Here is a 22,144-nt window from a genome sequence, read left to right as displayed (position 1 = left end):
CTTCTGGGAGACCAAAGATTATTCGTTCACTATTGCTTGCTAAATGAATAATAATATATTTGTCGGACAGTTTTAAAAAACAATAAACCGAATAATCATAGCTCTTATGGAACAAATGTTTACGTATGTGGTCCCCGCACTTGGGGTTCTCGGCCTCATTGTGATGGCCGTCAAATCTGCTTGGGTTACAAAGCAGGATGCTGGAGATGCCAATATGCAAGAATTGGCTGGTCATATTGCCCGTGGGGCGATGGCATTTCTTCGAGCTGAATGGAAAGTGCTTTTTTACTTTGTAGTTATCGCAGGAATTATATTAGGCTGGTCCGGTACTTTAGTAGAAAACTCAAGTTGGATCATAGCCATTTCATTTGTAATAGGTGCCGTTCTTTCTGCATTCGCTGGATATTTGGGGATGAATATTGCCACCAAGGCCAATGTTAGAACAACACAAGCAGCTAAAACAAGTTTGGCCAAAGCGCTGAAAGTTTCTTTCACAGGAGGTTCTGTGATGGGCATAGGAGTAGCTGGCTTGGCCGTTTTAGGTATGGGCTCACTATTTATTCTTTTTTACAACATGTTTGTTGTTTCTACAGGAGGCAATGTTAATGGTGATGCCATGGCCACTGCGCTTGAGGTTTTAGCTGGGTTTTCTTTAGGAGCTGAGTCTATTGCCCTTTTTGCTAGAGTGGGTGGAGGTATTTATACCAAAGCTGCTGATGTGGGAGCGGATCTTGTAGGAAAAGTAGAAGCAGGTATACCAGAAGATGATGTAAGAAATCCTGCAACTATTGCCGATAATGTAGGTGACAATGTGGGTGATGTAGCTGGTATGGGTGCGGATTTGTTTGGTTCTTATGTTGCCACTATTTTGGCTTCTATGGTATTGGGTAGAGAGATAGTTTCTGCGGATAATTTTGGAGGGATTGCTCCAGTATTATTGCCTTTGGTGATAGCGGGTTTAGGATTGATGTTCTCTATCCTAGGAACCTTATTTGTGAAGATCAACAAGGAAACTGACTCTGTACAAGCAGCTTTGAATAAAGGAAACTGGATTTCAATACTGTTGACAGTAGGTGCTTCCTATTTTGTGATTCAGTACATGTTGCCTGATGGTGATTTGGTGCTTTCTCGAGGTGGATCAATTTCATTTACCAAGATGGGCGTATTTGGTGCTGTCGTAATTGGATTGATTGTGGGTGCTTTGATGTCTATTATTACAGAATACTACACTTCTATGGGTAAAAGACCTGTAAATTCTATCATCAAGCAATCATCTACTGGTCATGCTACCAATATCATCGGAGGTCTTTCTGTAGGTATGGAGTCTACTGTATTGCCAATCTTGGTTTTGGCAGGTGGTATTTATGGGTCTTTCCTTGCAGCAGGACTTTATGGTGTTGCTATTGCTGCAGCAGGGATGATGGCTACTACTGCGATGCAATTGGCTATAGATGCTTTTGGGCCTATTGCTGATAATGCGGGAGGAATTGCTGAAATGTCTGGGTTGCCTAAAGAAGTTCGTGAGCGTACTGATATACTCGATGCTGTTGGGAATACTACAGCTGCTGCTGGCAAAGGATTTGCGATTGCATCTGCTGCTTTGACTGCTTTGGCTTTGTTTGCAGCATATGTAGGATTGGCAGGTATTAGCTCAATTGATATTTACAAAGCAGATGTGTTATCTGGGTTGTTTGTTGGTGCCATGATTCCATTTATTTTCTCCTCGCTTGCTATTGCAGCAGTAGGAAGAGCAGCGATGGATATGGTGAATGAAGTGAGAAGACAATTCCGTGAAATTCCAGGTATCATGGAGTACAAGGCTAAGCCAGAATATGAAAAATGTGTAGAAATTTCGACGAAAGCCTCAATCAGAGAAATGGTAGCACCGGGAGCTATTGCACTTTTATCTCCTATTATTGTAGGTTTTGCATTTGGTCCAGAGGTATTAGGAGGTTTGTTGGCTGGGATTACTGTGTCAGGGGTATTGATGGGGATTTTCCAGAATAATGCTGGTGGTGCTTGGGATAACGCCAAGAAGTCATTTGAAAAGGGTGTTGAAATTGATGGCAAAATGGAATATAAAGGTTCAGAAGCTCACAAAGCATCTGTAACTGGTGATACTGTAGGTGATCCTTTCAAAGATACCTCTGGCCCATCTATGAACATTCTGATCAAGTTAACTTCAATTGTAGCTTTGGTAATCGCTCCTCATATTTCAGAAGTTCCCCATGGAGGTGTAGCTGATGCGGAAAAAGTAGAAGTCAAAAAAGAGATTACTTATCAAGATGATAAGAAAATTGAAAAAGTCGAAAAAATCATGATTAAGAAATAAATTGAGATTTAAAACTATCTGATTGTACACTTCTTTGCCAGAAAGTCAAATTCATTGGATTTATAAGTTGATATTGAAAGACATCAATTGGTATCTGATATCAAAACTAAACTAAATCGGTTTTTTCTTCCGTTACGGGCAAAGTTTCGTACATGCATTTAAATCTATATTTAAATAGCCGCTCTACTATTAAGTAGCGGCTATTTTTTTCACTTATCTTTTCTGCTCAATTTTTCCCAAAACCATATTTAAAGAGCAAAAAATCCATTTAAGTGGTGTATTGCTGATCTAGCGCAAGTTATAATTTGGCTCAAACTTTAGTTTTTTCAATTTATTGCTGTTATAAACATGTTTAATGTGTTTAAACCAGTAGCCAAACAAAATTCTTTTATATAGTTCAATTGAGGTACAGACAACTAATCGACTAATATCCGAAGACGATTATCCCCAAGATTATTTGTGATAAAATGGCATACTGATGTCATTGCGGATAATCATATTTCATTTTTATTAGATTAATAAGTATATTTCTTTTGTCGTTAGTGTGTTTTGGTAGTGAAAGTATTATCATAGTGATAATTTGCAGAATATACCTGATTGAAGTGTTTTTTATGTTTTAAGAGTTTGTAGTAGAAAAGCACAGGATCAGTCTTAAATCATATTCACTAAAAGCATAACATCTGCTTTTAGTGTTGTTGTCGGTCTGGGATTTTACATCTCGGTTTTTTAGATTCTTTTTATTTACTAACCCTATAAAAATGTTTACATGATTAAAAGATGTACAAGTAGTGTAATCTTCCTGTTACTACTGTTTAGCATAAGTTCAATTTATGCGCAGCAGATTACTGTATCAGGAAAAGTGACATCACAGGAGGATGGAGAGCCTCTTCCAGGTGTCAGTATTTTGGTTCAAGGTACTACCATCGGTGCAGTCACTGATATTGATGGAACCTATACGATCCAAGTTCCAAGTGGAAATTCTGTTTTGGAGTTCTCATATATTGGATTTGTCCGACAAAATGTGTCTGTCAGAAATAGGAGTACTATCAATCTTGAAATGGCTCCAGATATCTCGCAGCTTTCAGAGGTGGTTGTGACTGCTTTTGGATTGACACAAGAGAAGAAAAAGCTTGCATTTTCTCAGCAGGAAGTTGGCTCTGGAGAAATTGTAGCCTCAAGAGAGCAAAATGTAGTTGATGCGCTCAATGCAAAAGTTGCAGGTGTGCAAGTGACAAGGCAAGGAGGTTCGGCTGGAGCCGGCTCCAGTATTGTAATCCGAGGTATTCAGTCGATTTCAGGTCAAAATCAGCCTTTATTTGTAGTTGATGGGGTGCCTGTAAACAACTCTTTTAGAGCTTCCATTGGAACTTCAGGTGGTGTGGATTATGCCAATAGGGCGATTGATATCAATCCCAATGATATTGAAAGTATTTCAGTATTGAAGGGCCCAGCAGCTACTTCTCTTTATGGAATTCAAGGAGCTACAGGTGTAGTTTTGATTACGACTAAGAAAGGCTCAAAAAGAAAAGGCTTTTCTGTTGATATCTCTACCAACACCTCGACTGACAGAATTATGAATTATTTTCCAGCTCAACTTCAATATAGTCAAGGAGATAATGGGGTTTATAATGGAGGAACTACTTTCAATCATTATGGGGCGCCAATTTCTACATTGAGATATGATGAAAGCACCCCATTTGCAAAGGATCCTCGTGGTACGATTGTAGATATGAATCACCCAAATGCTGGACCTAGAGTACCTGTCTATGATAATCAAAGGTTATTTTTCCAAAATGGATTTACAAATGATACCCATGTAGCTGTATCATCCTCAACTGATAAATCAAATTTTTATCTATCAGCTGGCAACATGTATCAGGAGGGTATTATTCCTAACAACACCTTTAATAGGACATCATTTAAATTGACTGCTGACTCTCAATTGAGTGACATTATAAAAATTGGCGGTTCAGTAAATTACGTCAATAGCTCAAGTACTAAATTTGGTAGAGGCGACAACTTCTCTGATGCCATCCAAGGGCTTTATAGGACTCCACCTTCATTTGATAATTCTGCAGGATTCGTATATCCAAATGGTGAACAAAGAAACTTTAGAGGAGCGTTGGACGGCTCTCGACCGTTTAGCCCTGATAACCCATTCTGGACAGTCAATAACAATCCTTACACTGATAATGTCAACAGGTTTATTTCTTATCTGCAAACAGAAATTACTCCATCCTCGTGGCTGACAATAACTCATAGACTGGGATTTGATTTTGCCCATGATGAGAGAACACAAATCTGGGCTCCTTCTTCATCAGGTGGGGCTGCGATTTCGGCGAGCGGGGCTTTGGGAGGTAGAATCTATGAAGATACATACACAGATAAAATTCTAAACTCAGACTTGATCATTTCCGCTACGAAAGATCTGAACGAAAATTTCACATCTTCTTTTTTGGTTGGTCATAATATGTTTAGTACCAATACAGCCAGCCTGTTTATGAATGGGACTAACTTTGCTATCCCAGGTCTTTTTAATATTGCTAATACCCAAGAGAATCCAATTTTTACCAAAAATGATACTCGAAGAATGACACAAGCAGTTTTTGGTAGAGCTAGTTTAGGCTATTTGAATTCTATTTTCTTGGAACTGTCAGTTAGAAATGAATGGGCTTCAACCTTGCCATCCAACAACCGGTCATTCACTTATGGTAGTGCGGGCTTGAGCGTAGTGTTGACTGATTTATTTAAAATTGAAAGTAGTACGTTTAGTTATGCCAAGTTAAGAGGTTCTTATGCTGGAGCTGGTAATATTCCACCTGCATTTGCTACAGATACTTTTTACAATATCGCTACCACTGGAACAAGATATGCTGGAGGTGTCAGATTCCCAATTGATGGAGTAGGAGGAGTCTTGTTGAGTTCTGCTGCTGGAAATAGTAATCTTAGAGCAGAATTCACAAATACTTTTGAGATAGGAACTGATATAAGACTTTTCGAAAATAGAGTAGGCTTAGATGTGACTTATTATAATGCCATCAGTAGAGATCAGATTGTATCAGTGCCAGTTCCTGCATCCACAGGTTTTACAAGTCAGTTGATCAATGCAGGCGAGATTCAGAATAGAGGAATCGAAGCTGTTTTGACAAGTACCGTAATGGATAGAGGAGATTTCTCTTGGGATATGATTGTCAATTTTACTCGAAACAGGAATTTTGTAAATGCACTTCCTAATGACGAGCCAATTGTTGACAACCTTTTTGGAGCTAGGATTCAAAGAAGACTGGTTCCAGGTGAACAATTTGGTTTGTTTTACGGGAATGCCTTCCTTAGAAATGACAACGGTGATATTCTAATCAATCCTCAAGGATTCCCAATTATCGATCCAGTCCAAAGAGTAGTAGGAAATCCTAATCCAGATTATTTGATAGGTTGGAGAAACAACTTCAATTATAAAAACTTCAATCTCACCATGCTTTGGGATGTGAGAAAAGGTGGAGATGTGGTCAATGTTACAGCCTTTTGGATGGGTAATGGCTCTGGCGTAGCAGAACATACCACAGACAGAAATAAAGTAGTGGTTTTCAATGGTGTGATTCAAAATCCAGGTGGGGACAATGATGGTCAGGCAAATAATATCCCGGTTACACTTAATCAAGCAGCTTTTCAAGGTGTTGGAGCAGCTACAGCTTTCGGAAGGGAGCTGACTGAGAGATGGGTACAAGATGGATCTTGGATCAGGCTCAGAGATATTACACTTTCTTACAGATTGCCATCCACCGCAGCCAGTAGACTTGGAATGAGTAGAGGATCTCTGGGAGTTTATGGGCGTAATCTTCTTCTCTTTACCAACTACGGAGGTATTGATCCGGAAACCAACCTTTCAGGACCAAATAGTGTCGTAGGTTTAGATGCCTTTACTACGCCCAATATGCGAAGTTATGGCGTCACCTTGAATATGTCCTTCTAACCTAAAACATGAAAGCAATGAAAAATAAAATTATATCCCTTATACTTCTGCTCTTTGTGTTGATCTCTTGCGAGAGTTTTGATGAAATCAATACTAACCCAAATCAGGCAACAGATGCGTCTATTCAGGTGATTTTCCCTGCAGTGACAGCTTCGTTCGCTTATGGATTGAATGGTGAGTCTGCACAGTTTACGAGCATATTGATGCAATACCTCACAGGGGTATTAGGAGATCAGCAGCAGGTGAATAATTATGCCTTTATCGCTGATATGAGTGATGCTACTTGGAATAGATTCTATGCCAATTGTCTATTGAATATCAAAAATATCAAAGAAAAATCCACCGAATTGGGAGCAACACATTACGCTGGGGCTGCCAAAATTATGGAAGCAATTATTATTGGATATTCAGTAGATCTGTGGAATGACATTCCTTACACAGAAGCCCTGCAGCTTGATAATATCAGACAGCCTAGATTTGATGATGCAGCAGAGCTTTACCAAAGAGTTCAGCAGTTATTGGATGAAGGGATTACAGATCTAAATGCACAAAGTTCAACAAGTCCTAGTACCAATGATTTAATTTACCGAGCGAACAATGAAGCTCAATGGAGACAAAACTCCAGACCAAGATGGATCATGTTGGCAAGAGCTATGAAAGCACGATTTCATAATCATTTGAGCAAAGTAGATCCTCAAGGTTCGGCGACAGCAACTTTGGCAGCCATCGATGCAGGTTCCTTTACCTCAAATACTGATCAACCAATTGTGATCTTTGGGTCTGAGTTTGCTGGGCCATGGTTCCCTTTTTTCCAAACCACTTTTGGAGAAAATAATGTGGCTATCAGTCAGCGCTTTATTGATTTACTAAGAGATAGGATTGCTCCAGGATTAGATGATCCAAGATTACCGTTTTTTGTATCAGCTACTACGGGAAGTTTGTACATAGGGACTCCAAATGGTGCTACATCTAGACCTGCAGGTTCTGTAATTCCAGGCCCTTATCTCAATAGAAGGGAAGCACCAACTCCTATTCTGAATTATTCAGAATTGAAGTTTATTGAAGCAGAAGCAGCCTTGAGAGCTGGTCAGTCAGGTAGAGCTGCGACTGCATACAATGCGGCAGTAGCAGCGTCCCTTCAAAGAGTAACAGGTAGTGTTAATACAGCTTACATTGCTTTGTATGGAAGCGAAATTGGGGCTACTATTACCTTAGAAAAGATTTTGATTGAAAAGCACATCGATTTGTTTCTTCAGCCTGAAGCTTGGAATGATTGGAGAAGATCGGCACCAGCAGGAGCTAATAACACAGTTTCTGGTATTCCTAACCTAGCGCCCTCACCTTCAAATTCAACACAAGGAGCTTTTCCGAGAAGATTTATCTATCCTAATAGAGAAGTGGTCAATAACTCTTCGAACGTGCCAAATGTAAATAACCAGGATAGAGTATTCTGGGATAGATAATTTAAAATAGCTAAATGAAAAAGATATGAACAAGATATTCAATATAACAGCGATTATTCTCACGATGGTATTCGCCACTTCCTGTATCTTGGAAGATGTAGAACCTGAGTATGAAATAGTCGGTGCAGTGGGTACTATTTCGGGACTCACTGCCTCTAGCACTAGTCCAACAGAAGGTCAAACAGTAACTTTTACTGTCAATTTCTACTCAGAACATGAAAATGCAACAGAACTGAGATTGAATAGAATCAGTGGAGGTACTGCTACAACTATCACTACCAGAAGCTTCACAACTTGGAATACCCAAGATTCCTATGTAGAGACATTTCAGTATCAAGTGCCTTCAGGTACAGCAGGGACCACGGTGACAATTCAATTTCAGCTAATTACTCAAAGTGGTTTTTCAACTACTAGAAACATTAATTTGAATGTTCAGAGTGGTGGTTAATTTAAATTGATCTTCAGTCAAAGACCAATAGAGGGCTGTCAATTGGCAGCCTTCTTTTTTTGAAAAAGATCTTCCAACCATAGTCAAAACCTCGTTATATTTCGGGATGAAAAGTTTTGATGTAGTCATAGTAGGATCAGGACCGGCAGGAGGGATGGCGGCTTATGAAGCTGCTAAAGGTGGATTGCGAGTAGGGATTTTAGAAAAAGAAACCTTGCCTCGATACAAAACCTGTGGAGGAGGATTGGTTTTTCGCGGAAGGGAAATACTGCCTTTTGACATTTCGCACGTGATAGAGAAAGAATTCAATGACCTTTATATATATTTTGATCATATGAAAGAGCCACTTTCTGCAAAGCGACCTTATCCTGTGGTGACTATGGTGATGCGGGATAGCTTTGATCAATTGATCATCAAAGAGGCAGAGAAGTTTGGAGCTGAATTATTAGAAAATCATCAGCTTAAAGCAATCGTTTTTGATAAAGAAATAAAATTAGAGACCTCTCAAGGAGAAATTTTCTGCCAATATGTAATTGCAGCAGATGGAGTCTTAGGCCCAACAGCCAAACTCGCCGGATGGAAGGAAACTAGAAAAACTATACCGGCTTTAGAGTATGAAGTGGAGGTGGATCAAGAAGCATTTGATCGACTTTCCACTGAGGCAAGATTCGATATAGACGCTATACCAAAAGGCTATGGCTGGTGTTTTCCAAAGAGAAATCACTTATCGGTCGGAGTGGGTACTTTTGAAAAGCGCAAGGTTAATCTTAGAGAATATTATTATCAGTATTTAAAAACTTTGGGAATCAAAGAAGTAATTTCGGAACAGGCTCACGGCTTTCAGGTTCCAGTTTCTCCAAGGACAGATGGATTTGTTAAGAATAATGTGTTCCTAACTGGAGATTCGGCAGGCTTCGCTGACCCCCTTACTGCTGAGGGAATCACAAATGCGCTTTATTCCGGTAGCCTTGCTGGAAAAGCTATCGCTGAAAACTTTCAAAACCCTTCTCAAGCAGAGATTGCTTATTTAGAAGCATTGAATTTGAGACTTCTCCCTGAATTGAAGTTTACAGGTTATTTAGCACATCTATTTTATCATCAGAGGAGGATCAGAAATTTCCTTATGAAACAAAACGGTCAACGATACTGTGAAAAAATCACGGATGTTTACACAGGACATTTGGAATTGAGTAAGGAGGTAAAAGATAGAATTATAAAAAATTTAGGTTTAGGATTCCTAATTAAATAAACAATTATGTATATCCGCTTTCGCACCAGTAACCATATTTTATTACGCACACACCTTAAATTCAGATGTTGTCGACTGTCGACCGTCGTCCGTTGACGATTATCCGCTTGATCCTTTCGTTTTATTGAATTACTGGTGTCATTGCGGATAATCATATAAACAATTAAGTCTCTTGTTTTTAGCAAGAGATTTTTCATTTGTGGAGTATTGCATGCGATTGATTTTCATTATTATAAGGTTTCAAAGGAACAATTATGTACTTCATAAAACCTAAAAAGGTTTGTGAATTTTTGATGAAAAATAAATACATTTTTAATGATCCATATCTTTGTTTTGTTCGTTATTTGTGCAAATCTATCCAGTTATGAAATTTCAAGAAGTTCCGATTCCAGACAATGAATTCGAAAGAATATTAGAGTTGTCAGAGTATGATTTAGATTATACAGATTTAGAAATTCAATTTAAGGATTTGACTAAGCTAGCAGCAAAAGTTGCTGGTACAGATATTTCTTTGGTCAATCTGATTGACTCGTTTACACAATGGTCAGTCTCAGCTCATGGGTTTCCTACTATACAGATGCCGAGAGAGGATTCAGTTTGTCAATACACCTTGATGGAGTCTGATCAATTCGAGATCAAGGACCTTTCTAAAGATGATCGCTTTTCTGACAAGTTTTATGTGAAGGACAGCCCAAATTTGAGGTATTATTTTGGGGTTCCATTGACGACGGCTGAAGGCATCAATCTTGGCGCTTTGTGTGTGCTAGACACCACTTTGAAAAATCTTTCTCAGGAGAAAATAGAGTTGCTGAAGATCATAGCTGATGAGATAGTCAATAGATTGAAAATCATGAAGGCTGTCAAAGATCTCAAGAATAGAATGCTGGAGATCAAGGAGAATCAGAAAAAAGTAGCACATGACATTAGAGGGCCGATTGGTGGTATCATAGGCCTTGCAAAGATTATTCAAGACCAAGGAAATGAAAATCAGCTTGAAGAGGTTTTGGACTTTATTAATTTGATTCAAAAAAGTGGAAATTCTGTTTTAGAATTAGCAGATGAAATCCTTTCCCAAGACTATCCGAAGCCAGAACAATCTAAGCCTCAGATCAACCATTCTGTTGAGTTCAGCTTGGAAACTTTAAAAGAAAAACTTTTGGATATGTATGGAGCTCAGGCAGTACATAAAAATGTGAGCTATTCTGTAATCAATAAGGATGGTAGACATCATGTTCCTTTCCCAAAAAACAAATTACTTCAGATTGTCGGGAACCTGATTTCAAATGCTATCAAGTTTACCCCAGAAAACGGTTCTGTAAGTGTAGTGCTTGATCTTCAAGAGAAAGAGAAAGAAAGGAATGAGTTGGTAATGACTGTTGAGGATTCTGGTATTGGGATATCTAAGGAGAAAATTCAAGAAATTCTGGAAGGAAATTCTAAATCCACTGACGGGACAGGAGGGGAGAAGGGTTTTGGTTTTGGTTTGGCACTTGTAAAGCACTTGGTAGATAAAACCAAGGGAGAATTGAGCATAGATTCTTCAAGTGAAGGCGGTACCAAGTTTACTGTAAAATTGCCAGTCTAATAAAAAGGCTTCCCAAATTTGGGTAGCCTTTTTATTATTTACTGATTTCTTCAAGGACACGTTTTTGATTATTGACTGGGTTGGCATACATAGCCAAGAAGCTTTTTACAGCCATAGGGTCATTGACATCTACTCCTTTTTGGAATCTCCTTTCAAATAGTGCCTTTTCTTCATCTGTATAATGATCCTTATATTCTTGATCGCCATACATCAGGTCATGAGCTATGAAATTCGTTGGCCATAATTTGAATCCAGCGAGGATATTTTGATCTATCAAATCTGCGATGGCTTGAAATTGTCGGTTGCTGTTAGATTCATTTTTACCGATCTCACCTATCGCATCATTGAGAACTTCTCCTATGTGAATATGGATTCTTTTTTTCTGCCCCATAATTCCACTGAGTAAGGTGATGAAATCCTCGTTTTCACTTTTTACATAGATTTCAGAATTTGCTTTGGCTAGCAGTTCTGGCATTTTCAATACATCAGTAGGATCATATTCATAGGAAATGGAAACAGGCACGATATTGATTTTTTGAAAGTAATCAATGACTTTCCCTTCTTCCGCGGCCATAGAGATCATCTTCAAAACTCCCTTGTGTGTTTCATCATTTCCGTCTTTGGTTCTACCTTCCCGCTGCGCGATCCAGACGGAGCGATTTTCTCTCAAGAGTGAGTTTTTGATAAATGCCGAGGTGATTTTTGAGCTTTCTAAAAGCTCCCTTGCTGGTAATCCCCTCTTGATGGTAAAGTTTCTCGTCAGTCGAGATAGTGTATTGAGGAAAGGTTTTTTGACTAAGTTGTCACCTATGGCAGAGGTAGTCATGGATAATCCATGCTCGTAAAGACTAGCATTGAGCAATGAGGTGTCTAGGATAATATCTCGGTGATTTGATATAAAAAGATAAGGAACGTTTTTCTCTAATTTTTCAAAGCCTGATGTGGATAAGCCTTCTGAGCTTTTTTCAAGTACTTTCTGTACACCAGGATAAATGAAATTAATCTGAAAATCACGGATAGAATGACAATGAAGCATCAGGTCTCTCCAATAATCATCGCTGACATCAGGAAAAGTAAAATTCATCATTGCTTTGAGCATCGGGTGGTGTAGGATCTCCCTGATGGCATCATCTACTTCCGTGTCATAATAAGGTCTTATATCTTCAAAGGGTGACATGCTTTTCTGATTTGTGCTTTACAAATAAACAAAAAAATGATGAAAGCATGGAAAAGGGGATGATTTATGGAACAAAAAAAGGCCAGCGAATCAATCGCTGACCTTTTAATTACTTTAAAATTAAACTGTTATCGGATTACAAGTCTTTCAACCGATGTAGATCCAAACCTATCAGTAATGTAGATCAAATAAATACCTTTGGCCAATCCAGCCAAATCCATTTGAACTAGAGCTCCTTCAGTCAATTGAGATTTGATCAAATGACCGTTTGAATTTCTCAATTCTACATTTTGAAGACCTTCAGTTCTTTTTAATTCTACATTGACAAAATCTGTAGCTGGATTAGGGAACACCCTGGCTTTATTGGAGTTTCCTCTCACTGGGAAAGTAAATTCCTCAGAGGTAGCTGTGCAACCATCCAAATCTGTAATGACTACAGTATAGATTCCTGCTCCTTGGATTCTTGTCTCGTTGCTATTTGTTGTAGCGATTAATTGACCATTCTTGAACCATTGATATGAGTAAGGTCCTTCTAAAGTGAAGAGTCTACTCTTTTCAATCCCTATTACAGGACTTGGCAATGATTTGATGTCAATTGCCACAGCTTCAGTAGCTATTGCATCACAGATGTTAGAATCTATGATCGCTCTAACCTGAGCAGCGGATTCAAGATTTTCTACGGTGATACTGCTCAATTCAGCTGAACCATCTACCCCGACCCAGGAGCTTCCTCCATCTGTTGAGATTTCCCATCCTACAATGCTATCATATCTTCCGCCCACTAGCTCAAAAGTTATACTATTCGAACCAGCACATACTTCTGTTTCGGAAGCAGTAACAGTTGCTTGTTCAAGATCACATTTTAGAATAAACCTTGTTTTGATCGGTAAGTGATCAGAGGTAGTGTTGTCATAATTTGGAATCAAATCATAAGGTGCAACAATACGCTCTGAGTTTACAATCCAGCTATCATTCAGTTCATTGGAAATGATCTGGTGATCAATTACATTTTCAAAGCTTGGGAAAGTTCTGAGACCGGCATTGCTTAAGCTGATGGTGATAGGATTATAATTCTCAGGATCATTGATGTAGTTGATGAATGAAGTCTCTGAAGTATTTACTGTAGGGGCAGTTTGATCTGCCACAGTTTCATCCAAGTCATCATTGAAGTCACCAAGAATGATCAATGGTACATCACCATAATAAGTATCCAATGAATCTTTCAATACATTCACATCATACCTTCTCATGGCATATCTCTGGGCTCCTACACTCTCTCCACCGCCATTAGATCTAGTGTGTACATTGACTAAAGTAATGTTTTGCTGTACCCCATTGATATTTGTTTTGATATCGAATAGGTAGGGGAGCCTGCCACTAGCCCAGAATCTACTTCTGTTTGCATCTGGATAGCCTTCCAAATCATTTGTATTGACACCTTGCAATAGCACTCTCGTCGAAATAGAATCTACTCTGGCGGTTTTGTATAGATAGGTAAGCTTCTGTGCTTGTTCAAAATCACCAGCTTGAGAAACTGCTGTAGAATGGAATCCTCTGTATCCTGGAAGCGCATCTACTAACTCATAGAATTTATCTAGGTTAGTGATTTCTTGAAAGGCATAGACATCAGCATCTAGGTCTTCAATGACTGTCTTTACATTCTGTAGCTGAAGGTCAACATTGGTTGGTCCTTGACCAGAATTAGTAGAACCAAACCATTCGATGTTCCAGTTGACCACATTGAATGATTCATCTTTAGCTATGGTCGCGCCTGTTAGGTAGCCCCTTTTAACTGAGATATCTCCACTTTCAAATAGAATCGGTGCAGCAAAGGCTCCTTCACTCGTAGGAGCAAATCTTACAATGACTGTTTTCTGATCTAGTAACTCACTTGATGTGTAGATTAATGAGCTACTGAAATCCACACCATCTTTTGAAAACTCAAATCCTTCACCTGCACTAATTTTCAGATCAGCTACAGCATTGGATAAGCCAAAATTGAAGGTTCTTGTATTGCTAGAAGTGCTTCCTGCCGGTACAACTCCAAAATGCCAGTAATCTACATTTCCGATATTATTGGTAAAGAAAGGCTCTGCAGGCACATCAGAGCTAAAAAGTGCAAAATCATCCAGTGTCCATCTTGCAGCGCCAGTTTCTGGAGAAGAATTGTAGACAAATGCTATCCTTACTGTTTCACCCAAATACTCACTCAAATCAACTTGACCTGAGAAAGTCCACTGATCTGCTGTTGCAAATCTATCACTCAGTTCAGTCCAAGTAGCTTCATTAGGATTTCCGCTTACATAATCCGTAGAAATCAACAGCTTCAATCTTGGGCCTTGGAATGCGACTCTACTCCAGAATGTCATCAATGGAATATTAAACCCAGTCAAATCGTAAGGTGCTGAGATTAACCAATCTTCATTGAGAACCGCACCTCCAGAGAAGCCATTGATCTGTAAGCCAAATGGGGCAGAGGCAGTAGGAGTGGTGCCAGCTCTACCAAAAGTAGTACATGCCCATTCTTGTGCACCTAATACACTGATGGTTTCCCAGCCAGCTGGTAAGTCAGGACAGGTATTGTTGAAGTTTTCACTGATATTGAATGGATCAAATACGGAACCATTTACTGTTACCGCCACTGGTAAAGTTCCAGCTGTTTGATTGGTAATAGTGGTGTTGAAAGTCCCTACTTCGATATTATTCAATTGCACAAATACCATCTGAGCAACATTAAGCTCCTCAACGGTGAATACAATAGACCCTGAGAAGGTATTCCCATCTTTAGAGACTTGATAAGGAGCAGGTGCTGATACAGTGACATCTCCTTCAAGGTTTTCTGCTGATATTTCATAAGAAAGTACAGGTAGAGTACTTGCCAAACTGATTGCTCCGAAGTTCAATTCGCTTGGATTAACCTCAATTCTTGGGATGATTACCCCATCGGCATCTTTTACAATTCCTGTAAATGTTACAGGAAGCGCACCAGGGAAGAAATTGGTCACTCTAGAAGTTCCAGTTGAAGCAATTGTTCCACCATTGGCAGATACATCACTTGTAGTGATAATTCTAAACTCCACATCACCAGATAAATTTTGTAATGCTGAAAGGTCAATGATTTGATTTACAAACGAACCTGTATGTTGCCATTCAGCAATTCTAGCTGTGAAGCCATCACCACTATATACTAAAGCCATATCTCTAGGACCACCGTTTGATGAAGTGCTTCCAATCTGAAGAGCAGTCAAGTCTATTAATTTATCAGCAGCCACATTGAAGCCAAAAGTATAATAGCGTTCATCTCCTGCATTCCATCCATTTGAATTGATAGAATTGTTGGCTCCTGTAGCATTGATCCCAGCTCCTCTTGTAAAATCTCTTGCAACTATGCCAGGTATAAGTGCTGTGCCTGCTGTAGCAACTTGACTTCCTGTTTCACCTGAAAAGTCCCAATTGACAAAAGCAACTGGTTCTAATACTTCAGGAATAGTGATACTCAAATCAGCAATACCAATTTGTCTACTTCCGCCCCCTGCATTGAAACCCCTATCAGAAGACCACTCAATAGTGACTAGTTCTCCTGGAAGGATATTCAGTCCTGAAAGGAGTGCAGATTTATTTTCATCTTCTCCAGAAGCAGTACTGTAGCTCAGTTCTGAAATAGTCGTTCCGTTGACGGTTACTGTCCACTCAGGAAACCTTGTTTGATCAACCCTACTGACTCTTCCAAGGTAAGAAATCTCCAAATCAGTAATAGGAAAGCCCGTAGTGTTTTCTAAAGTTAAGCTAGCAGTAAATACACCTGAAGTTCCGGTATGTTGATATCCTAACACATCTCCTCCTCTAAAACCTCCAGCAGTGCCAGTGCCAAAAAGGCCATTATAATTAAGTACGGCTCCTGTGAAAGCCCACTCAACCTCTGCACCAAATGAAGTTACAGGACTGCTCAAGTTGACAAAGTTCTCGAAATTTTGAACATAAGGAATGCTAGCAGCAGGAGTTGTAGGAACATTAATGATAAAGTCAGCTGAAGCCACACCACTGATTCCAAAACCATCAGCCAAAGCTATGGCAGAGAGTGTAGCGCTTTCTTCTATGACTATTGGACCTGTATAAGTTAAGCTTCCTAAATTAGGTTCTGAACCGTCTAATGTATAATAAATAGAAGCATTCTCTGAAGTAGATGAAAGTGTTACTGTGACAGCCTCATCAAAAGTACCTCCATTCGGATTGATAAGTGGGGTAGCTGTAGGATCAAGAATTTCCCCTCCAGACTCTCCTTCTATGAATATTTCATCAATTCTATTGGTTCCACCACTGCCTATAGGTAGATCGTTTACAGCTATATCTGAAGTGTTCAACCAGCGGATTAAAAGTAAAGGCTTGTTGCTCGTCTCAGATGGAAGGGCTATTTTATTCAAAACCCCTGTGGTAAAATTATTTGCAACGGTGTAGGTGCCACCTGTAATATCAACCCAAATCTCACCATCCAAACTATACTGAGCTTTAAAGTCTCTGGGGCCGGTATTGGAGCTTTGTTGCTTGGAAGACAGGGTCAAGTTTGTAAATCCAGTGGTATTCACAGGTACTACCCAAAATCTTTCTCCTTTTGTAATCCAGCCATTGGAAGTAATTGATCTTCCAGGCGATCCAGCTACATAACCTGTAATGTTGGCATTGGTCAAGGTGATTTCTTGAATCCCAACATTAAGGAAGTTACCTTGGTCTGCTAAAGGAGATTCTGCTCCAGTCACCGTGCCAAATGTCCAGCCTGCAACTACTTCTGTTTGAGCATGTAGTGAAATACTGCTCAAAATCATGAATAATGCAAGCAAAATTGATTTGCGTAAATTGTGTTTCATGTATATGTGATTGATGATTTAATATATGCAGTTTGTTGTAAATAAAATGCTGCTAAAATTAACCGATTGAAATCGGATAAACCAAATTTTATTATTAACAAAAGGTTAAAAATTGAAAAAAATTGGGATTAGTTGGTTCTAAAGTGTCTCTAGGAGATAAAATTTGGATTGGTTAAAAATCAAAGATTGTCATTTGTTGATGAAATTGAGCGTTTGAATTTCAAGATATGGCCATTGATTTACATTTATTTTTTGTCCCAAATAAAGACGTTTTAGTAGGGGGAATCATAAAAATGTCGATTTTACCTGTAAAGCTGAAAAATAAATTTCTACCTTAGTATTTGAAAACTTTAGGGGTGCCTGATTGGCTGAGATTAAACCCTTTGAACTTGAACCAGGTAATGCTGGCGAAAGAAAAAGTGTAGCTATTCTATTGCCTGAGGATAGCTTAGTGAACACCTGTTTACAGTGCTCCTAAAGTTTTTTTAACCTTAATAATTAAATCATGAAGGACGCAGTTATCAGTACATTCAATCATTTCAAATCCAATCCAACACTTGTTCAATCTATCACCAACTACGTGGTGATGAATAATACAGCAAATGCACTCTTAGCAATTGGTGCATCGCCTATCATGGCGCACGCTCACCCTGAGATGTCAGATATGTCCAAAATTATTTCATCATTAGTCATTAATATTGGTACGCTAGATGAGTACTGGGTGGACAGCATGATGCTTGCAGTAGATAGTGCCAATCAAAATCAAAAACCTTGGGTTTTAGACCCGGTAGGTGCAGGAGCATCTGCTTACAGAAATGAAGTTTTGACTCAATTACTTTCCAAAAAACCATCCATTATAAGAGGCAACGCTTCTGAAATTATGGCTTTGGCTAGCGTGAATATACAAAGTAGAGGTGTAGATAGTAGCAACAGCTCAGATGAGGCATTGCAAGCAGGGATTGAGCTTTCAAATGAAACTGGGGCCGTGGTCTGTATTTCTGGTGCTAAGGATTATGTTATTAGGGAAGATAAAATTTCGATTGTCACAAATGGGCATCCAATGATGGCAAAAGTGACAGGAATGGGCTGTACTGCTTCAGCTTTGGTAGGTGCATTTGTAGGGACTGGAAAAGATGCATTTTTAGCTACGACGACTGCAATGGTAGTAATGGGTGTCGCAGGAGATATTGCAGCTGAGAAGGCTGCTGGTCCTGGTACGCTTCAATTAAACTTTTATGATGTACTCTACCAGCTTACTGATGAGGAATTTGCTAAAAGGATGCGTGTAGAATTTTTATGAAAAGGGATTTCCCATACCGCCTTTACTTAGTTACAGACCAAAAGGCATGTCTTGGAAGGGATTTCTTTTGGGTGGTAGAGGAAGCAATTAAAGGTGGTGTAGATATTGTACAGTTAAGGGAGAAAGACCTTTCAATTGCTGATTTTATTAGAAAAGCTGAAAAGCTGAAAATCCTCTGCGACCAATATGAAGTACCTTTGATTATCAATGATAGTATTGAGGTAGCAAGGACAGTAGAAGCAAATGGAATCCATATTGGGCAATCTGATGCAAGTGTTTTTGAAGTTCAGGAGACTTTTGGGCAATATTTTCCTGTGGGTTTGTCTATAGAACATTTGGAGGAAATAAAATCAGATCAGGCCAAACATGCGTGGTATTATGGAGTAAGCCCTATCTTTTCTACACCTACCAAAATGGATACGAAAAGTGAGTGGGGATTAAAAGGATTACAATCTCTTCGAGAGATCAGCAATAAAGCTTTGGTAGCTATAGGGAATATCAAAATCCACAATGCAGCAGCCGTAATACAAGCAGGAGCAGACTGTTTGGCAATTGTGTCAGGTATATGTAGTGCAAAAAGCCCAAGCCACGCTGCGGAGTCTTTTAAAAAAGAAATTGAAAAAGGATTAAATAAGGTAAAATGAAAACATACATTCCCGTATTGAGTATAGCTGGATCAGATAGTAGTGGAGGTGCTGGAATTCAGGCAGATTTGAAGACTTTTTCTGCTTTAGGTTGCTATGGGATGACTGTAATTACAGCCACTACAGCTCAGAATACCGTTGGTGTTAAGGATATTCATAGCATTCCCATTGACCATATAGAGGCCCAGTTGGATGCAATATTGACAGATATCACTCCAAGAGCTATTAAGATAGGTATGCTTGATAGGCCAGATGTAGTGGAATTGCTGGCAAAGAAACTGAAAGGCTTAGATATTCCCATGGTATTTGATCCTGTAATGGTAGCAACTTCAGGTGATAGATTGATTCAAGAAGAGACTATAGAGACGATCAAAGAAAAATTATTTCCTCTGGTTTCGCTAATCACCCCCAATCTGGATGAAACAGAAATCCTTTGTGGATTCAAAGTTCAGGATCTTAGTGATATGAAAAAAGCAGCGGTTTTTTTGCAATTCTATATCCCCAATGCAGTTTTGATCAAAGGAGGACATTTGAAAACCGAAGTAATTCAAGATCTTCTAGTCTTGAATCAAGGAGAGGAAGTAATCTTTGAAAATGCTAAAATAGAATCCAGTAATGTGCATGGCACAGGTTGTTCTCTTTCCTCGGCAATTGCTGCTGAATTGGCAAAGGGAAATGAAATGCAACAGGCTGTAACAAAAGCTCGGAATTATATTTATCAAGCTATATTACTCGGGAAAGCCGTAAAAACAGGTCATGGAAATGGACCCTTGAATCATTTTTTCAACCCTCAAAATCAAATAATACATGAAATGGAGTGAGCAAGCATGGGGGAGTATTGAACCCATCTATCAGAAAATATTGGAATTGCCTTTCAATCAAGAATTGGCATCGGGCACTTTAGATAAAGAGAGGTTCAAGTTCTACATGGCTCAGGATGCCTATTACTTAGGTGAGTTTGGTAAAGCATTGAGTACCATCTCGAGTAGGTTGCAAGACTTGAGTCAAGTGTTGGCTTATTCACAGTTTGCAGCTGGTGCCATTGTAGTGGAGCGAGCCTTGCATGAAGGTTATTTCAAGACTTTAGGGATACCTGATGAAGTACAAGCATCACCTACTTGTCTGCTTTACACCAATTACCTGCTCTCGAGATCAGCATATGCAAATGTAGAAGTAGCTGCAGCGGCGGTGCTGCCTTGTTTTTGGATTTATAAGGAAGTAGGGGACTACATTTATGCTCAGCAGTCCGCTGTCAAAGATAATCCTTACAAGAATTGGATAGATACTTATTCCGGAGAAGAGTTTGCTCAGTCCGTACAGCAAGCAATACAAATTACTGATCAGTTAGCTGAAAGTGCAAGTGAAAAGCTCCAACAGGAAATGCTAGAAGCCTTCCAAATGGCTACAAGATTGGAATGGATGTTTTGGGATTCTGCCTATCAAATAGAATGCTGGGCTATATAGATCTTAGCCCAGCTTTTTTCAGTTGATGATTCTCAATTCATAGACACTGTACCGTGTAAACTCTTCTTCTATATCTTCGCTAGGTTTTTCTTCCACAAGGACTTTGTTTTTTCCAAGTGAGAAAAGCATGGTTCCTTCAGGAACTTCCAACTCCCCAGGTATTTGTTCTCCATTTTTGAATACGATCAATTTGATCTTGTCATTGGCATCTACAAATCGGAATGGATTTTCTTCTGAATTCCTTAATTCAAATTCTGAATTTGTAATACCTTGAAAATACCTTACCAGCCATAATTCATCACTTAGGTCAAAAATTCTTAGATTTCTTCCAGCCATCGAGGAGAGCTGATTGACCCTTGGATCATCCATGGATGTCCCTATTGGTACTGGGTCATATTTGAGAAACTCACTGTGCGTCAATGGGATATTTTTGATAAGGTTGAATTCCTTTAGGTCATATACTTGAATAGACTCTGAAAGACCTTGGAGTACATGCAACTTGTCACTTGAGATAAAAAATGATTTGGCCATCAAGTTAGTATAGATATTGGGAGTCTTTTTATAATAGGAGTCTGCTTCGTAGGGGATAATGGATTTCATATCACCAGATTCAGGATAGAGTAAGGAAAAGTTTTGCAAAGTATCTCTACCCACTTCGTCGTAAATCAAAAGGTGTGCGGATAAGAATGAGGTTGGCCCGACTAAGTATCTTGGATTTCCATCTTCCATAAAATAAGCTGTTTTGCTTAAGGGAAAGCTAGTTCGAACAGGTAATGGAGATTGTATTCGAATATTTTCAATTTGCTCGTAATTTTGATTGTAGGTAGCAAGCTGAAAGGGGAGTTGAAAGACTCTTTTTTGCTCAGGTCCAAAACTCAGCCCTAGAGGTACCCAATTCCCTAATTTGCCTGGACCATCTCCGCTGAGATTGACTCTTTTGATGATATTTCCTTCAGGGGAAATTTCGAGTACGTCGTTTTCAGCTTCACTGTAGCCCAAGTAGATGTTTTCAGTTTCACTGAAATCAGTAATCCTTACCCGAGTTAGATTTTCTACTTGGAATGAATCAACCTTAATGAGTTCATAGCTAGGTTCGCTAGCCGTACGCGTTGATTCTTCACTTTTGCCACAGGCAGCAAGGAGTAGCAAAGCTAAAAGGTAACTGCAGTTTTCAGAGATTTTCATATTCGAAATATGATAAAAAATTAGTTTAAACAAAAGTATAGCGCTAGAAAAGCGGATCAAAATAATAAATCCGAAGCAATTAGACTTCGGATTTATTGATTGTTGACCTCTGCTTAAAGGTTATTTTAAAATTGGTTCAATGGTTTTGATTGTTCCATCAGCAAGATGTTCCAGTTCAGCCATTTTTATGTTTCTAAGGTGTGTTTCTCCAGAAAGCTCAGTATCATGATAAAAGATGTACCATTTGCTGTCAATTTTGACAATCGAATGGTGATTGGTCCAGCCTTGTACAGGGTTGAGTATTACACCTTGGTAAGTAAAAGGGCCGTATGGAGAATCACCGATAGCATAAGCGATATTGTGTGTCACCTGCATATAGCGGTCAAAGTGACCCCCTATCAGCGCTGCAAAGTGACCCCCCGGAGTTAAGTAATTTTTTTGGTCAGGAATAGTGGACTTACATCG

At 39.2% G+C, this 22,144-nt stretch carries 13 protein-coding genes, 1 pseudogene and 1 riboswitch; of the genes and pseudogenes, 10 read left to right on the top strand and 4 right to left on the bottom strand.

Annotated elements, in window-relative coordinates; translation table 11 throughout:
* Positions 1 to 106 precede the first annotated feature (106 nt).
* From CHB66_RS00070 to CHB66_RS00045, 6 genes are all read left to right on the top strand, one after another.
* Positions 107 to 2,332 carry a sodium-translocating pyrophosphatase gene (locus CHB66_RS00070; protein ID WP_089236735.1) on the top strand — a complete coding sequence of 742 codons (2,226 nt, stop codon included), beginning with the start codon at positions 107 to 109 and terminating at the stop codon, positions 2,330 to 2,332.
* Between the two features lie 766 nt (positions 2,333 to 3,098).
* Positions 3,099 to 6,302, top strand: a complete 3,204-nt coding sequence (locus tag CHB66_RS00065) for a SusC/RagA family TonB-linked outer membrane protein (protein ID WP_089236733.1) — start codon at positions 3,099 to 3,101, stop codon at positions 6,300 to 6,302.
* Between the two features lie 17 nt (positions 6,303 to 6,319).
* Complete coding sequence (locus CHB66_RS00060) at positions 6,320 to 7,765, top strand: SusD/RagB family nutrient-binding outer membrane lipoprotein (protein WP_170932394.1); 1,446 nt, start codon at positions 6,320 to 6,322, stop codon at positions 7,763 to 7,765.
* Positions 7,766 to 7,790: 25 nt separating this feature from the next.
* On the top strand, positions 7,791 to 8,213 hold the full coding sequence (locus CHB66_RS00055) for a hypothetical protein (protein WP_089236729.1): 423 nt from the start codon (positions 7,791 to 7,793) through the stop codon (positions 8,211 to 8,213).
* Positions 8,214 to 8,319: 106 nt separating this feature from the next.
* On the top strand, positions 8,320 to 9,462 hold the full coding sequence (locus CHB66_RS00050; RefSeq protein WP_089236727.1) for a geranylgeranyl reductase family protein: 1,143 nt from the start codon (positions 8,320 to 8,322) through the stop codon (positions 9,460 to 9,462).
* Positions 9,463 to 9,826: 364 nt separating this feature from the next.
* The gene (locus CHB66_RS00045; protein ID WP_089236725.1) at positions 9,827 to 11,047 is read left to right on the top strand and encodes a sensor histidine kinase; all 1,221 of its coding nucleotides are present in this window, start codon (positions 9,827 to 9,829) and stop codon (positions 11,045 to 11,047) included.
* Positions 11,048 to 11,081: 34 nt separating this feature from the next.
* On the opposite strand, the gene CHB66_RS00040 is transcribed toward CHB66_RS00045, so the two are convergent.
* Entirely contained in the window at positions 11,082 to 12,224 is a 1,143-nt protein-coding gene (locus CHB66_RS00040) for a 1-acyl-sn-glycerol-3-phosphate acyltransferase (RefSeq protein ID WP_089236723.1), read from the bottom strand.
* Positions 12,225 to 12,352: 128 nt separating this feature from the next.
* Positions 12,353 to 17,086 carry a chitobiase/beta-hexosaminidase C-terminal domain-containing protein gene (locus tag CHB66_RS00035; RefSeq protein WP_089236720.1) on the bottom strand — a complete coding sequence of 1,578 codons (4,734 nt, stop codon included), beginning with the start codon at positions 17,084 to 17,086 and terminating at the stop codon, positions 12,353 to 12,355.
* 342 nt (positions 17,087 to 17,428) lie between these two features.
* A riboswitch (TPP riboswitch) is annotated at positions 17,429 to 17,519 on the top strand.
* A 72-nt stretch (positions 17,520 to 17,591) separates the two neighbouring features.
* On the opposite strand from CHB66_RS00035, the gene thiM reads away from it, so the two are divergent.
* From thiM to tenA, 4 genes are read left to right on the top strand one after another with little or no spacing between them, the layout of a single operon-like run.
* Positions 17,592 to 18,386 carry a hydroxyethylthiazole kinase gene (gene thiM / locus CHB66_RS00030; RefSeq protein WP_089236718.1) on the top strand — a complete coding sequence of 265 codons (795 nt, stop codon included), beginning with the start codon at positions 17,592 to 17,594 and terminating at the stop codon, positions 18,384 to 18,386.
* Complete coding sequence (gene thiE, locus CHB66_RS00025; RefSeq protein WP_089236716.1) at positions 18,383 to 19,030, top strand: thiamine phosphate synthase; 648 nt, start codon at positions 18,383 to 18,385, stop codon at positions 19,028 to 19,030. The genes thiM and thiE overlap by 4 nt, the downstream gene beginning before the upstream one ends.
* The gene (gene thiD, locus CHB66_RS00020; RefSeq protein WP_089236714.1) at positions 19,027 to 19,851 is read left to right on the top strand and encodes a bifunctional hydroxymethylpyrimidine kinase/phosphomethylpyrimidine kinase; all 825 of its coding nucleotides are present in this window, start codon (positions 19,027 to 19,029) and stop codon (positions 19,849 to 19,851) included. Before thiE ends, thiD begins: the two co-directional genes overlap by 4 nt.
* Positions 19,838 to 20,494, top strand: a complete 657-nt coding sequence (gene tenA / locus CHB66_RS00015; RefSeq protein WP_089236712.1) for a thiaminase II — start codon at positions 19,838 to 19,840, stop codon at positions 20,492 to 20,494. The genes thiD and tenA overlap by 14 nt, the downstream gene beginning before the upstream one ends.
* A gap of 18 nt (positions 20,495 to 20,512) precedes the next feature.
* On the opposite strand, the gene CHB66_RS00010 is transcribed toward tenA, so the two are convergent.
* Both CHB66_RS00010 and CHB66_RS00005 read right to left on the bottom strand, forming a co-directional pair.
* Positions 20,513 to 21,679, bottom strand: coding sequence for a hypothetical protein (locus CHB66_RS00010; RefSeq protein ID WP_089236710.1), 1,167 nt, complete (start codon positions 21,677 to 21,679; stop codon positions 20,513 to 20,515).
* A gap of 120 nt (positions 21,680 to 21,799) precedes the next feature.
* Positions 21,800 to 22,144, bottom strand: a pseudogene (locus CHB66_RS00005) (hypothetical protein); the annotation flags it as partial.

This window comes from Belliella buryatensis, from assembly GCF_900188245.1.
GTDB lineage: Bacteria > Bacteroidota > Bacteroidia > Cytophagales > Cyclobacteriaceae > Belliella > Belliella buryatensis.
This window is presented reverse-complemented; position numbering and strand designations above follow the sequence as displayed.